Annotated in this window: 12 protein-coding genes; 5 read left to right on the forward strand and 7 right to left on the reverse strand. The window is 59.4% G+C overall.

What is annotated here, in order from left to right:
* Positions 1 to 56: 56 nt before the first annotated feature.
* The 3 genes from ACY8D3_RS10770 to ACY8D3_RS10780 form a co-directional block, all read right to left on the reverse strand.
* Positions 57 to 1,094, reverse strand: coding sequence for a CNNM domain-containing protein (locus ACY8D3_RS10770; RefSeq protein ID WP_462378775.1), 1,038 nt, complete (start codon positions 1,092 to 1,094; stop codon positions 57 to 59).
* On the reverse strand, positions 1,091 to 2,461 hold the full coding sequence (locus tag ACY8D3_RS10775; protein ID WP_462378776.1) for a hemolysin family protein: 1,371 nt from the start codon (positions 2,459 to 2,461) through the stop codon (positions 1,091 to 1,093). Before ACY8D3_RS10775 ends, ACY8D3_RS10770 begins: the two co-directional genes overlap by 4 nt.
* A 292-nt stretch (positions 2,462 to 2,753) precedes the next feature.
* Positions 2,754 to 3,128, reverse strand: a complete 375-nt coding sequence (locus tag ACY8D3_RS10780) for a response regulator (protein ID WP_462378777.1) — start codon at positions 3,126 to 3,128, stop codon at positions 2,754 to 2,756.
* Between the two features lie 999 nt (positions 3,129 to 4,127).
* Between ACY8D3_RS10780 and ACY8D3_RS10785 the strand changes: the two genes are divergently transcribed.
* The 4 genes from ACY8D3_RS10785 to ACY8D3_RS10800 all read left to right on the forward strand — a co-directional run bounded on the left by ACY8D3_RS10785 (position 4,128) and on the right by ACY8D3_RS10800 (position 8,395).
* Positions 4,128 to 4,517, forward strand: a complete 390-nt coding sequence (locus ACY8D3_RS10785; RefSeq protein WP_462378778.1) for a YybH family protein — start codon at positions 4,128 to 4,130, stop codon at positions 4,515 to 4,517.
* Positions 4,518 to 4,707: 190 nt separating this feature from the next.
* Entirely contained in the window at positions 4,708 to 6,228 is a 1,521-nt protein-coding gene (locus ACY8D3_RS10790; RefSeq protein ID WP_462378779.1) for a purine-cytosine permease family protein, read from the forward strand.
* 51 nt (positions 6,229 to 6,279) lie between these two features.
* Positions 6,280 to 7,713 (forward strand): aldehyde dehydrogenase family protein, encoded by a 1,434-nt coding sequence (locus ACY8D3_RS10795; RefSeq protein ID WP_462378780.1) that lies wholly within the window; start codon positions 6,280 to 6,282, stop codon positions 7,711 to 7,713.
* A 484-nt stretch (positions 7,714 to 8,197) separates the two neighbouring features.
* Positions 8,198 to 8,395 carry a hypothetical protein gene (locus ACY8D3_RS10800; RefSeq protein ID WP_462384344.1) on the forward strand — a complete coding sequence of 66 codons (198 nt, stop codon included), beginning with the start codon at positions 8,198 to 8,200 and terminating at the stop codon, positions 8,393 to 8,395.
* A 401-nt stretch (positions 8,396 to 8,796) separates the two neighbouring features.
* On the opposite strand, the gene ACY8D3_RS10805 is transcribed toward ACY8D3_RS10800, so the two are convergent.
* Positions 8,797 to 9,612: a cation transporter gene (locus tag ACY8D3_RS10805; RefSeq protein ID WP_462378781.1), complete on the reverse strand. Its 816-nt coding sequence runs from the start codon at positions 9,610 to 9,612 to the stop codon at positions 8,797 to 8,799.
* A gap of 68 nt (positions 9,613 to 9,680) precedes the next feature.
* Between ACY8D3_RS10805 and ACY8D3_RS10810 the strand changes: the two genes are divergently transcribed.
* The gene (locus ACY8D3_RS10810; RefSeq protein ID WP_462378782.1) at positions 9,681 to 10,082 is read left to right on the forward strand and encodes a MerR family transcriptional regulator; all 402 of its coding nucleotides are present in this window, start codon (positions 9,681 to 9,683) and stop codon (positions 10,080 to 10,082) included.
* A 255-nt stretch (positions 10,083 to 10,337) separates the two neighbouring features.
* Here the strand turns inward: ACY8D3_RS10810 and ACY8D3_RS10815 are convergent, their stop codons facing one another.
* The 3 genes from ACY8D3_RS10815 to ACY8D3_RS10825 are packed head-to-tail and all read right to left on the reverse strand — an operon-like array spanning position 10,338 to position 13,704.
* The gene (locus ACY8D3_RS10815; protein ID WP_462378783.1) at positions 10,338 to 11,801 is read right to left on the reverse strand and encodes a mannitol dehydrogenase family protein; all 1,464 of its coding nucleotides are present in this window, start codon (positions 11,799 to 11,801) and stop codon (positions 10,338 to 10,340) included.
* A 35-nt stretch (positions 11,802 to 11,836) separates the two neighbouring features.
* Complete coding sequence (locus tag ACY8D3_RS10820) at positions 11,837 to 13,120, reverse strand: TRAP transporter large permease (protein ID WP_462378784.1); 1,284 nt, start codon at positions 13,118 to 13,120, stop codon at positions 11,837 to 11,839.
* A complete protein-coding gene (locus ACY8D3_RS10825; protein ID WP_462378785.1) occupies positions 13,111 to 13,704 on the reverse strand; it encodes a TRAP transporter small permease in 594 nt (197 codons plus the stop codon). Before ACY8D3_RS10825 ends, ACY8D3_RS10820 begins: the two co-directional genes overlap by 10 nt.
* Positions 13,705 to 13,737 lie beyond the last annotated feature (33 nt).

Raw genomic sequence — 13,737 nt, forward strand, 5'->3', positions numbered from 1 at the left:
ACTGCGGCCCTGCGTATATCGGTGGAATATCGCTGCGTGAGCGGAGCTAACAGCGGCTACCCTCGCCCTTTCCTTACGGTAGGCGCCGTCGTGATCGGCAGTATGCGTTCGAGAATATCGGCCAGTGTCACGACGCCCTTCATACGGCCATTTTCCACCACGACAGCGAATTGGACGCTCGCCTTGCGCATGAGCGCAAGCGACTCATAGACAGGGGTTTGTGCATTCAATACGAATGCCTGCCGGGCAAGGGATCGAGCGGCCTGGTCCTCCGGCTGAAGCAATGTGTCACGCAGATGGACTACCAGCGGTAACGTATTGCCCTCACCGAGCAGCAGGATGCGGAGGTGGCCAGAGGCAGCCGATGCCGCCCGGACGTCCGCAACCGATGCGGTCGATTTGACGTGCACGGGCGCGGCATCGGACTTGATCAGAGAGTCGACGGGCAAGGTGCCCAGGTCGATAAGGCCTGAGATCTGCTTCTGAAGGCCAGGCTTTAGCGTCCCGACCTCCGCTGAATGCTCTACCAGTTGCCGAATGGTCGCAATATCCTGACCGCCTACCGCAGCGCTCTCTACGGGTTGTACGCCGGATGCTTTTACGAGCCGATTCGCAATCAGGTTAACCCAGCGCATGAGCGGGCGAAGGGGCCAGATGTAGGCGCGCGACAGGATGCCAATGGCCAATGCAGATCGCTCAGGATGCGCAATTGCCCATGACTTGGGCGCCATTTCGCCCACGACGAGGTGGAGGAATGTCACAGCGAACAATGCCAGTGCAAACGATGCACCGTCAGCAGCCCACACCGGCAGGCCGGTTTCAAGCAGGACTGGGCCGAGCCAACTATCCACTGCCGGTTTAGTGACTGCACCGAGTGCGAAGGTGCAGAACGTTATGCCAAGTTGTGAGCCTGCCAGCATGAAGGTTAGGTCGTTGACGCCTCTCAACGCCGCACGCGCCGAAGCATGAGTCGAAGCCAGCTCTTCCAGTCGGTGCCGACGAGCACCAAGGAGCGCAAACTCGATAATGACAAAGACGGCACTAAGCACAATCAGCGCCATCGTGACGGGTAAAACGATCAGCGGGTCGTTCATTGCGAATCGTCCAGTGATGTTTCCGCAAGGGTGACCCGCACGCGCGTTGGTACGTAGCGCTCGATTTCGAGCACCTCGATCGAAAGCAGGCGGGTGACAGGCGTGTCGGAGATCAGCTCCGCAGCATCCGGTTGCAGCATGACAGTTACCGTGTCTCCTTCCGAAGGCAAGCCACCCTTCTCGGCGATCACGATACCGGCAATCGTCTCGACTTCGTCGCGCGCAAGGTGATATCCGACCACACGTTCTACCTCGTCCAGATGGACGTCGCCGTTCATGATCCACATGCCCTCGCCGCACGGAACGATGGGATCACTAATCGCTTGATCATGCTCATCATTGATCTCGCCGACGATCTCCTCAGCAAGATCCTCTATCGTGAGCACACCTACGAACCCACCGTACTCGTCAATAACGCAGGCGAGTTGATTGTTCGTTTGGATCAGCAGCTCGAGCGCATCAGGCAGCGCCATTAGTGTTGGAATTACGGTGGCGGGCCGCATCACATCGACGACGGTTCCTTCCACATCGCCTTGTGTCAGCCGGGGTAGCACATCGCTAAGGTGCACAACGCCAATAGGCGTGTCCTCTTCGACGACCGGATAGCGCGTGTGCCCTTGTGCCATGAGCGCCCTTAGCGCGCTCAGCGTAGCCTCAGGCGGAAGCCAGTCGACCTGTGACCGCGGAATCATGGCGTGTTCGACGTCCCTGCTTGGAAAGTCGACGATGCGCTCCATGATCAACGAGATCTCGACGGGTAGATCTCCGCTTTCCCGAGAATCGGAGATGATGTGCGGTAGATCGTCTGCAGAAACGCTGACGTCCAGGTCGTGGACCGGCTCTATGCGCAACGCTCGCAAGAACAGGTTGGCGGCTTTGTCGAAGAAGCCGATCAGCCAGCCAAACACCGTCAGATAGATGAGCGTTGACCGCGCTAGCCGCCGGGCAAGCGGGTCCGGGTTGGCAATGGCCAGATTCTTTGGGTAGAGCTCGCCAAAGATCATTTGGATGATCGTGGCAGTCGCCAGTGCCAGCACCGTACCGACCGTGATTCCTATCTCCGGCGGAATACCCATACCGCCCAGTAACGCACCTAGCGATTTTCCAACGAGGGGCTCCGCGACGAACCCCACAAGCAGCCCGGTCACGGTGATACCCAGCTGCGCGCCAGACAGCATGAAGCTGGTTCGCTTGGTGACTGCCAGCGCGCGTTCGGCAGCAGCATCGCCATCGGCCGCCGCCGCTGCCAGCCGCGCGCGATCCACGGCCATATAGGCAAATTCCTGCGCAACGAAGTAGCCGTTCGCTGCGATGATCGCCAGTATGACCAGGGTTCCGACAAGAAGCGTAAGCAAGGTTTCGATCACTGCATCACCTCCACCGAAGCGGCGTTAGAGGTGAGGCATTTGTTCGCAATGGACTCGTCCACGTTGGGTCTGCAGTGACAAAGGGCTTTCATCATATGCCGACTCGATGTCCAGGCTAGCGGGGTCGTCAATACGAAAAATGTAGTGTTCGACGTTTCAATCGATTTGCGGCCTGATACGCGCCGTAATTGCTTTGGGTGGACGATCAGGTACGCAATACAAGAGGGACACACCTTGGATATGGAACGGTTGGCGATTTGAAGCTGGAGGTGAGCGTACCGTAGCGCGCTGCCTACGCGCCCGTTGGGGGCAGCAACAGGTCGAGCGTATCCATGAACAAGTCGGCGCTCCAGGGTTTCGGAAGGAACCGGACATTCGCCGGCAGGTTCTCGATATTTACCGTGGTGTAGCCCGAGGTGATGATCACTGGTAACTCCGGCCATCTGGCAAATACCAGCCTCGCCAGATCATAGCCATCCAGAAGGCCAGGCATCCGGACGTCGGTGACGATGAGGCTGGTGTCGCTCGCATGCTTTTCCAGGTATATCAGTGCCGCGTCCGCGGTCTCAAACGCTGTCGGATGAGCATCCTTCATACGTACGAGCTCGCACATCAGCTCCTTCACGGACGGTTCGTCATCGATTACTAGCACTTGCGTTGGAAGCATGTTCAATTCCCTGAGAGGCCGTGCAACGTTCAGCCATGACCGTTCACTACCGATATCGTTGTTCAACCGCGAACCGCAGGGTGCGACCTGTGGCTTCGAAACAAAAGCCGAGCGATCTACGACCCTTTAACCGCGCACTCAACCTAGACAAGCCAGAGCCTGTTTCGATCCCACCGCGCCTACCTCGCAGGCGCGGAGACCTCTCATGCCGAGTGATTTGGTTGGTCTAGCTGTGCATGTGAATGCAGAGAATGATCCATACATCTCTATAGATATAGGTCTTGTAGTGGAAAGTCAGCCGGTTGCACAAGCGAATCAATCGACCAGACCCATGTATCGCCGAGGCGCTGACCCCACATGGAGCAAGGGCAAGCCGTCTTCCAGGCGACCCCCCTATGGCCCCAATCGATTCGCAAAGAAGCGAGGACGATGGCACTAGGCGCCACTCGCGGGCTGGTGATCATCGACAGACCGCGCTCAAACCATGCCGACGATCCGCGTGGAATCAACGTCGGCACGCAGTCCCGCATACTTCAAAAAATCCAGAAGTGATTATTTGTGCTCTGGGATGTGACGCCCGTGGCTCTTTCAACAGAATCGCCTCGTACAACTAAAACAACGTATGAGGCTTCCCGTGGATAGCACACTCCACTTGCGGTCGTTCGACATGGAATCGACCTGCATTCAGGCACCGATGCGGTCCGGCACGCGCGCCACGTTCAGGCGAGCCGAACGGGTGCTGGGCCGTAACCCTATCGATACGCCAGCCCCACGCGGGCCATCAATAAGTGAGCGCGTGCCAGCCTCGCCTGATAGCGATCTCGTCCGCACCGCTCAGGCGGCTGTTCCAATCGCTCCCTACCCCCCTTCTCATTCTGCTACGGGCCGTGCCTGGCGGCACCAGCCGATGGCTTGGCTTTGCCGCATTCGCCCCTCGTCCTGTAGGGCGATCACGATGCCATCGCTCACCGTCAGCCCAACGCATGAGGAGGCCTGCCGATGAGCCAGGTGACCGACATCGAAGCTGCCGCAGCCAAACTGGTCAGCGCATTCGCCAGCAACGATACAGACGCTTACTTCGATTGTTTCAGTGAAGACGCCACCTTCGTTTTCCATACGCTGGCGCAGCCTCTGTATGGCCGTGATCAGTACCGCGCGCTTTGGGAACAATGGCAGGCCGAGGGCTTTTCCATCCTTGGATGCCAATCCAGCAATGCGCATATCACCCTGCGCGGGGACATGGCGATCTTCATCCATGACGTCGCGACACACTTGCGCACCGGTGGCGAAGAACTGCAGCTCGCCGAGCGAGAGACCATCGTCTTTCGCCGCGCTGGCCAACGCTGGCTGGCGTGCCACGAGCATTTATCCGCCTTCGGCGATACCTGACAGAACGACGGCCGAATCCATAGGGTTTGGCCCTAGCTGTTGCCCTTTCCTGGGCCTAGGAATCGATTGATTCCCTTGCGGCCATGCCGCTCTGCCGATGCACCGCCACTCGACGCATGTCGAGGGTAAATAACAGGCTCACGCGCCAGCGCTGGCCTTATAAAAATCGTGACAGGCAATGGAGAAACATATGAGCCATGCGACCAGTATCGAAACCTTCGGCGTCGAACAGATACCCGACAGCCAACGCACCGCCACCCCTCTCGATCTGTTCCGCCTGATCTTCGGCGGCGCGAACACCTTCGCGACGGCTGTGCTGGGGAGCTTCCCGGTACTGTTTGGCCTGTCGTTCCAGGCCGGCGCTTTCGCCATTCTGCTCGGTGTCGCCGTTGGCGCCTCGATCCTGGCGCCCATGGGGCTCTTCGGCGCAATTAACGGCACCAACAACGCCGTGTCATCTGGCGCCCATTTCGGGGTCCACGGCCGTATCGTCGGTTCTTTCCTGTCTCTGCTCACGGCCGTGGCATTTTTCTCCCTGTCGGTCTGGAGCTCCGGCGATGCGTTGATCGGCGGTGCAAAACGCCTCGTGGGCCTTCCCGAAACAGACCTGACCCTGGGCTTGGCCTACGGCCTGTTCGCGGTGCTGGTGCTCGTAGTGTGCATCTACGGTTTCCGCTTCATGCTATGGGTCAATCGCATCGCCGTATGGGCGTCCAGCCTTCTGTTTCTGCTGGGCGTGTTCGCTTTCGCGGGGGCTTTCGATCCGAGCTACGCCGGTACCGTCGATGCGTCACAGCCCGGTTTCTGGGCGGCGTTCATCGGCGCCGCGCTGCTGGCCATGAGCAATCCGGTTTCGTTCGGCGCCTTCTTGGGAGACTGGTCGCGCTACATCCCGCGCGAGACGCCGAAGCACCGCATCATGCTCGCGGTGCTGGGTGCGCAGGTCGGCACGCTGATCCCGTTCATGTTCGGTCTGTGCACCGCCACGCTGGTCGCTACTCAGGCACCGCAATACATCGAGGCGAACAATTATGTCGGCGGGCTGCTCGCCATCTCGCCAACCTGGTTCTTCCTGCCTGTCTGCCTGATTGCAGTAATCGGGGGGATGTCCACCGGCACCACATCGCTGTATGGCACGGGCCTGGACATGTCCAGCCTGTTTCCCCGCGTCATGAGCCGAGCCGTCGCAACCTTGCTGATTGGCGTTGCGGCCATCGGCTTCATCTTCATAGGGCGCTTCGCATTCAACCTCGTACAGAGCGTGTCGACCTTCGCCGTTCTGATCGTGACCTGCACCAGCCCGTGGATGGTAATCATGATCCTGGGCTTGATCGTTCGGCGCGGGTTCTACCACCCTGACGACCTTCAGGTGTTCACCCGCGGGCAACGTGGCGGCCATTACTGGTTCCACCATGGCTGGAACTGGCGCGGACTGGGCGCCTGGATTCCAAGCGCAGCAATTGGCCTGTGCTTCGTCAATCTCCCGGGGCAGTTTGTCGGTCCGCTGGGCGAGTTGGCCGGCGGCATCGATATCAGCCTGCCAATCACACTGGGCATGGCGGCGCTGATGTACGGCACATTGCTCAGCCTCTTCCCCGAGCCCGCCGGGGTCTTCGGCCCTGCTGGCCCGCGCTGGGTGCGCGTCAAAAGCGAGCACGCTTCCAGCCTGCAAGACATAGGTGCCGCCCAACGCCCAAGCCGATCCGCCTGACATTGCGCGCACGCCTGCTAACCGCGTGCGCAGACCCAAGGAGTACCCTTTATGAATACCCCACATTACATCGATGGCCGCTGGGTCGAAGGCCAAGGGAACGACACGATCACTGTCTTTGACCCCTCACTGGCTGAGCCTTTTGAAAGACTTCGTGCGGCGAGCATCGGGCAGGTTGACCAGGCGGTAGCGGCCGCGCGAGCAGCGCTCGGTAACTGGAAGCGATGCCCACCGAACGAGCGTGCACGGTACCTTCGCGGCTTCGCTCAATGCATCGAATCGCAGCGCGATGCGCTCGTCGAAGTTCAGATGCGCAATAACGGCAAGCCGTCCCAGGAGGCGAGCATTGATGTCGATGATGCGGTGGCCACCTTCAACTATTACGCAGGCCTCGCCGAAGCCATGGCGCAGACACCTGACCGTGATGTACCGCTGGCGGTACCTGGGTTCTCCTCCCGGACTCGATTGGAGCCAATTGGCGTCGTTGGGCTGATCGTCCCCTGGAACTTCCCGCTCGTCACGAGCGCCTGGAAGATTGCGCCGGCGCTGGCTGCCGGATGCACGGTCGTACTCAAGCCCTCTGAGGTGACGCCGCTGATTGAGCAGGCCTACGGCCGTATCGCCGATCAGATCGGACTGCCGGCGGGCGTATTGAATATCGTCGGCGGCAAGGCCGACATAGGCGCTGCCATCGCCAGCCATACCGGGCTCGACAAGCTGTCTTTCACTGGCAGCAATGCTGTTGGTAGCCGCGTCATGCGCAGCGCCGCCGAACGCTGCGTACCGGTCACGCTGGAGCTCGGTGGTAAATCACCCATCATCGTCTTCGACGACTGCGACATTGATCAGGCCATCGAATGGATCATCGGGGGCATTTGCTGGAACGCCGGCCAAATTTGCTCAGCCACCTCTCGCCTATTGGTTCAGAACGGCATAGCCGGTGAGCTCCTCCCTCGCCTCGCAGCGGCGTTGGACGCGCTTCGGGTAGGCAATCCGCAGCAGACAGAAGTAGACGTCGGTCCTCTCACCAGCGAGGCCCAGTGGCACAAGGTCGGTGAGTATCTCGCGTTTGCCAGACAGGAAGGTCTGGATTGCCTGGCCGGCGGTGCGCTTCAAGACCGACAGGGCTGGTTTGTGTCACCGACGCTCTACGCGGACGTACCCACAGAGAGCCGGCTGTGGAACGAGGAAATCTTTGGGCCCGTGCTTTGTGCCCGCCGCTTCGACACGGAGGAAGACGCCATCGCAGTGGCCAACGACAGCCGTTTCGGTCTGGTCGGTACCGTCATCAGCAACGATGTGCAGCGCGCCGAGCGCGTCGCCGATGCATTGGAGGTGGGCCACGTGTGGATCAACTCCCTGCAGGCCGTATTCGTCGAAACGTCATGGGGCGGAACGAAAGGCAGCGGCATCGGCCGGGAGCTAGGGCCCTGGGGACTGGCAGCCTATCAATCGGTGAAACATGTCACGCGGTGCCTTGGGTAAATGTCCCGAGGCCCAGGAAATGGCTGGTTGGGGATTTGATACCCCTTCCGGCCTGACCCATCACAAAGCGCTGGAAACCGTTAGCCAAAGTAGATCTCGCTTTTGGATGGAAAACGTTTGGCGTTATGCCTAACGTCCCAGCTGCTTATCGATCGACACACTTCTCGCGCTGACTTTATCGCCCGTATGCAGCGTAGAAACGGTTTCAATCAGCACGATTCCGCATTCTTCTAGGGCGACTGGGTTGTGCCGGGTTTGCTTGGGGACCACACAAAATTCGCCGGGCTGAAGGATGATCAAGCGGCTTGAAAGCTTTTTCGGTTGCCAACTACTGGCGCGTGATTCGTTGGGTACCCGTTTGACCGACCATGGAAAGGATTTGCTGCCCAAAGCCCGTCGTATTCTGGAGCTGAACGACGTCGTCTGTGCAGAAATGATCGGGCCGGCTATTCGGGAAAGGGTTCGGGTGGGGATACCGTACGATATGGCCAGAGCCTATTTTGCGCCCATTCTTACCGCCTACGCGCGGCGCCATCCAAACGTCGATGTGACAGTCGTATCGGGCTCTTCGGTCGACCTGATGTCTGATTCTTCCCGAGGGCTCGTTGACCTGACCATCAGCCAATGCCCTGAGCGGAGAGTATGGGTGAACGCCTCTGTATGGAGCCGTTGGTCTGGATAGGCATATCGGACGAGCTCATCAGCCAACGGCCATTGGCGTTGTGCTTCGTGACCCCCACCTGCACCTTTCGCCGCCTAGTGTTTTCCGCGTTGAGAGAAGCACACATTGAATGGCGCCTCGTATTTGAAAATGCCTCGGTGGATACGACGCTCGCTACCGTCAGAAGCGGTCTCGCGGTGACGCCATGGTTACGCTCGCTCACGCCAGGCGATCTTCGCGTGCTCAGACCAGAATCCGGATTGCCTTCGCTACCACGGCATTTCGATTGAATTGCACGTTTCGCAGAGCGCCGGCATAGGCGCGATGGATATGGCGATGTCCATTCGTGAGCATTATCAGTAGGCCAGTGTCATCAAGTTGGTCAGCATCCAGACGTGGCCTGCCAGCCTGACTGCCGATCGCTATCGATAATGCGAGCCTTCGCTGGCGCGCACCAGTGGCTGTGTACAGCAAGCGTCTTTCGGGGCCTGTAGATCATGCGCGCAGCAAACCTTGGCCACTGGAGGCTGAACGGCCGTTGAGCCTGGCTCAGCGATGCCTATCAGCGGCACTAAGTCATCTGTCTTTCTTGCACAGCAGCTGACAGCTAGCAAAGGTTGAGGAGCGCTGGATCGCCACGCTGTCCACGCTTCCCGGATGACACCCACGGCGGAGTGTATAAACAGTGCTGCTATCGCTATGCCGACGAGGATATCTGGCCATACGCTGGCGGTCAGCGCGACGAGGCCGGCGGCGACTATGACGCTGCTGTTGGCCAGCAGGTCGTTACGGGAACAAAGCCAGGTTGAACGCATGTTCAGGTCGTCGGAGCGGTGGCTGTAGAGCAACACGAAGCAGTAGCCGTTGGCGATAAGAGCCAGCACCCCGATAACGCCCATCCAACCAGCACTAGGCGCCTCTTGCATGATGAGTTTGCGCAGTGCGTCTGCCACCACCAGGAGGCCAAACAACAGCATTAGGCCGCCCTTGAACAACGCAGCACCAGCACGCGCATGGACGCTGCGGTGCAGGACGAAAAGCGTGAGCGCATATACAGAGGCGTCCCCAAACATGTCCAGTGAGTCGCCGAGCAGCGCCGTTGAGTTGGCAACCCAGCCTGCGACGAACTCCACCAGGAACATGACCGCGTTGATCGCAAGGACGATATAGAGCACCCGGCCCTGTTTTACGCGAAGTTGGCCGAGTTCGCCGGCCTTGTTTTCACAGCAACTATCCACAATCCGCGCCTCGTTAGCTTGAGCTTGCCGCTACACTGAGGGTTATAGCGACTATAAGGTCAAGACTCATGAACGCGACGAACTTCACCGTGGGGCAACTGGCGCGCCTTACTGATACAAAGGCGGTGACGATCCGCTATTACGAGCAGCTTGGCCTATTGCCCACGGCGGCGCGAAATGCCTCTGGTTACCGCCAGTACACGGCGCAGGAGCGCGATAGACTGCTGTTCATTCGCCGTAGCCGCGCTCTAGGTTTCAGCCTCGACGATATCCGCCAGCTACTCGGATTTTCCGACCTCCGGCAGGCGCCATGTAATGCAGTGGATGCCAAGGTTGCCGAGCAGTTGCAGCAGGTGCGATCTCGAATTCGAGATCTGCAAGGACTGGAGCATGAGCTTCAGCGCCTATTGTCTTCTTGCCATGGCGGGGTGATCGACGAGTGTCGAATCATCGAATCCTTGAGCCAGTAGCATAGACATGGCGCACTGTGAGGACTCTCGTAGCAGTGGCATGGCAGGGTTTTGCAAGCGATAAATCAAATGAGGTGCTGGATAAAGAGCCCGTCGTAACGACACAGGGCGCCTGGCAAAGCGGCAGCCTTGGGCCTGTCGAAGGTACGGTTGCCGGTTCCGAAAGGTGACGCCTGCCGAAATAATGCGTCCTCTCGTCTCGATGTGCCGACGTGGGCGCTGTACCGACAGCGCCCTAGCAAACGAGCACCTTGCTCAAGCGACCAATTCCTTCACCGCCGACATGACACCCTCCTCTCGCAGCTTCTGGTAATACGCGCATACCGTCTGCACGAACGACGCGTGACGAGAGAGTGCAGGAGGAAAGACGGAATCCAGCGACATGAACGCATGCACGAGCGACTCCGTGTTGGTGTGCTGCCCGTGCAACTTGGCCAAAGTAGTCGCCAATGGATCATCGACACCGTGCGGCGTGCCGTCCGGGCTCCTGCCTGTCGAGTAATGGATCCAGGCGGCGATACCCAGGGCGGTACAGGGCGCGTCCTCACCCGCTTCCAAACGCGATAGTGCGCCTTGAAGCCAGCGCTGCGGTAGTTTCTGGGAACCGTCCATGGCGATCTGATGCAGCTTATGGCGCAGGCTGTCGTTGGCGAACCTTGCCAGCAATTGCTCGCTGTAAGCCGCCAGATCGGTGCCTGCCGGCATGTCGAGGGTAGGTGCTGCTTCGGTGAGCATGTACCGGCGCAGGAAAGCCGCTATCGGCGGCTGAGTGACAGCGTCGTAGACCGTTTCGATTCCGGCCTGGGCTCCCAGATAGGCCAGCAGGGAATGGCTGCCATTGAGCATGCGCAGCTTCATGGTTTCGAAAGGCGCCACATCGGCGACCATCTCGACGCCTTCCTCCTCCCAGTCAGGACGCCCCGTCGGGAAGTGATCCTCAACCACCCATTGACTGAAGGCTTCGCAGACGACCGCATTGGTGTCGTTTATTCCGAGCCGTGATAGCCGCTCGAATTCCGTGTCCGTCATGGCCGGAACGATGCGATCGACCATGCTGCTGGGAAACGCCACTTCGTGCTCGATCCACTCCGCCAATCCTTCATCGCGACAGGCTGCCAGCTGCGTTACCGCCGCACGGGTTCGCTTGCCGTTGTCAGGCATGTTGTCACAGCAAAGCACTGTGAAGGGCGGCCGCCCGGCTGCGCGACGACGCGCCAGCGCCTCGACGAGTATGCCCGGCGCCGTGCTTGGCATCTGCGGTTGGGCAATGTCGGCGGCAATCTGAGGATGGTCTCGCAGCAGGATGCCCTCGGAAGGACTCAGAAAGTAGCCCTTTTCGGTCACTGTCAGCGTCACGATGCGTGTCGCCTCGTCAGCCAGGCGCGACAGCAGGGCTTCAAGGTCCCTCCCGTTATTACTGCCTTCATCTCGACCCGTGAATAGCGTCTGCTCGATCACGCCGATTTCGCGCACGGTGACGTTCTCGCTATCCGCGAATTCGGCGACGTGGTAGCGGTGGTCGGCTACTCGCAACGCATCGACCAGACGCTTGTTCGAACGAAGGTTGGCGCTGGCTACACCCCAGCCCAGATCGCCGCTGCGTTGGCGGTACCGCTCCAGGTAAACCGCCTGATGCGCGCGGTGAAACGCGCCCAGACCCAGATGGACAATCGAAATCTGCTCTCCTCGGGCAGCGGCGCGAATCTGCGTTTCAGTCATTTGTCACCCCTCGTTGAATGCCGATTCAGACACGCTCAGTTGCCGCCCAGCAGCAGGTTCGGCAACCAGAGCGAAACAGCAGGTACGTAAGCGACCAGCAGCAACACGATCAGATTGCACATAAGAAACGGAACGATGGCGCGCGCGACACTGAGCATCTGCAGATTGCCGATACCTGCCACGACGAACAGACACACCCCAACCGGGGGCGTCGTCAGCCCGATCATCAGGTTGAGCACCGCCATGACGGCGAAATGAACCGGGTCCATGCCGACACCCGTGGCCACGCCCAGTAGCGCGGGGAACAGGATGATCAGTGCGGCGATCGTCTCCATGAACGCTCCTACGAATAGTAGGATCAGGTTCAGAATCAGGATCACCACGATCGGATTGTCGCTGATCGACAGAATCCCCTCGGCCACCATTTGCGGAATTTGCTGGCTGGTGAGAATCCAGCCAAACAGGTTCGCCAGTCCGATGAGCAACAACAGCGCCGATGAGGTCAACACGGTGTCGGTCAGTATCGCCGGGAGCTTGCGCCAGGTAAGGCCCTTGTAGACATACATCCCCACGACCAGGGCATAAAGGCTGGCAACGATGGACGCCTCAGTCGGTGTAAAAAACCCTCCGATGATTCCGTACAGAATGATGCCGGTCATCAACAGGGCCCAGAAAGCGGTACGGCCTTCTTTCAACAGCTCTCGCAGCGTGGCCCGACGTTCCTTGGGATACCCACGACGCACCGACAGGATGTAGACGGTGATCATCATCGCGACCCCCATCAATAACCCGGGTATCGCGCCGGCAAGGAACATTCGCCCCACGGAAACACCGGCAAGCGAGCCGACGATGATCATCGGTACGCTGGGCGGAATGATGGGGCCGATGGTCGAAGACGCAGCAGTCACCGCAGCGGCAAACGGCTTGTCGTAACCCGACTTCGCCATACCCGGGATCATCACCGAGCCGATGCTCGCCGCATCTGCAACGGCCGTCCCCGATATACCGGCGAATATCATCGAGCCGCCCACGTTCGCGAGCCCCAACCCACCTCGGATATGACCGAGCAACGCATTGGAGAAGCGCACGATATGCTCGGTGATGTTGCCGACATTCATGAGGTTCCCCGCCAGCACGAACCCGGGAATGCAGAGCAGAACGAAAGTATCCATGCCGGCATACATACGCTGCGGCACGATTGTCAGGGAAATACCTTCCAGCAGCAGGTAGCTCAGTGACGAAATACCCAATGCAAAGGCGATTGGCATGCCCAGTACCAGGAGTACCAGAAAGGCACTGAACAGTATGATCACTTCCACGAGTGAGCCTCCGGCTTGCGCATGGCGATGAGCCCTTCGGCTACACGGACAACGCTATAGAACAGCACCAATGCGAACAGCACGACGGTGGACGAAAACATGTAAATCATCGGCAGTTTCATCGCGGGGGATGTCTGCCACATACCGTTCTGGGCGTAGAGCCAGGCTGAAGGCAGCGTGATACAGGCAAAGGCACCGATCAGCAGGTTGATCACGACCTGGTAAGCCGCACGCGTCCGTGGTCCCAGGCGATGGTGGTAAAGCTCAACACTCACGTGCTGGTTTCGCCGCATGGCAACACCCGCCGCCAGTACAACCATGTAGATGAAAAGGTATCTCGACAGCTCTTCGGTCCAGACCGGGGAATACGGTAGAAAGAGCCGACCCGAGATTTGCAGCAATACCGTAGCGGCAATGGCGACCAGCGCCGCGGTGGCCAGCACGATGAAGACCGTATCGATCCACGCCATCACACGGCCTATCCGCCCTTGAAGTTGGGGGACCTGGTTTATTGCATCGAGGCCAGGCACAGCGTGCTGCCCGTCTTGCCCTGCATCCCGCGTTGGTGCGTCAGGGAACTGCATAGTCAACCTCCTGAAAGCGTGGCCTGACTGGCG

This window comes from Pseudomonas sp. Marseille-QA0892 (genome assembly GCF_054950135.1).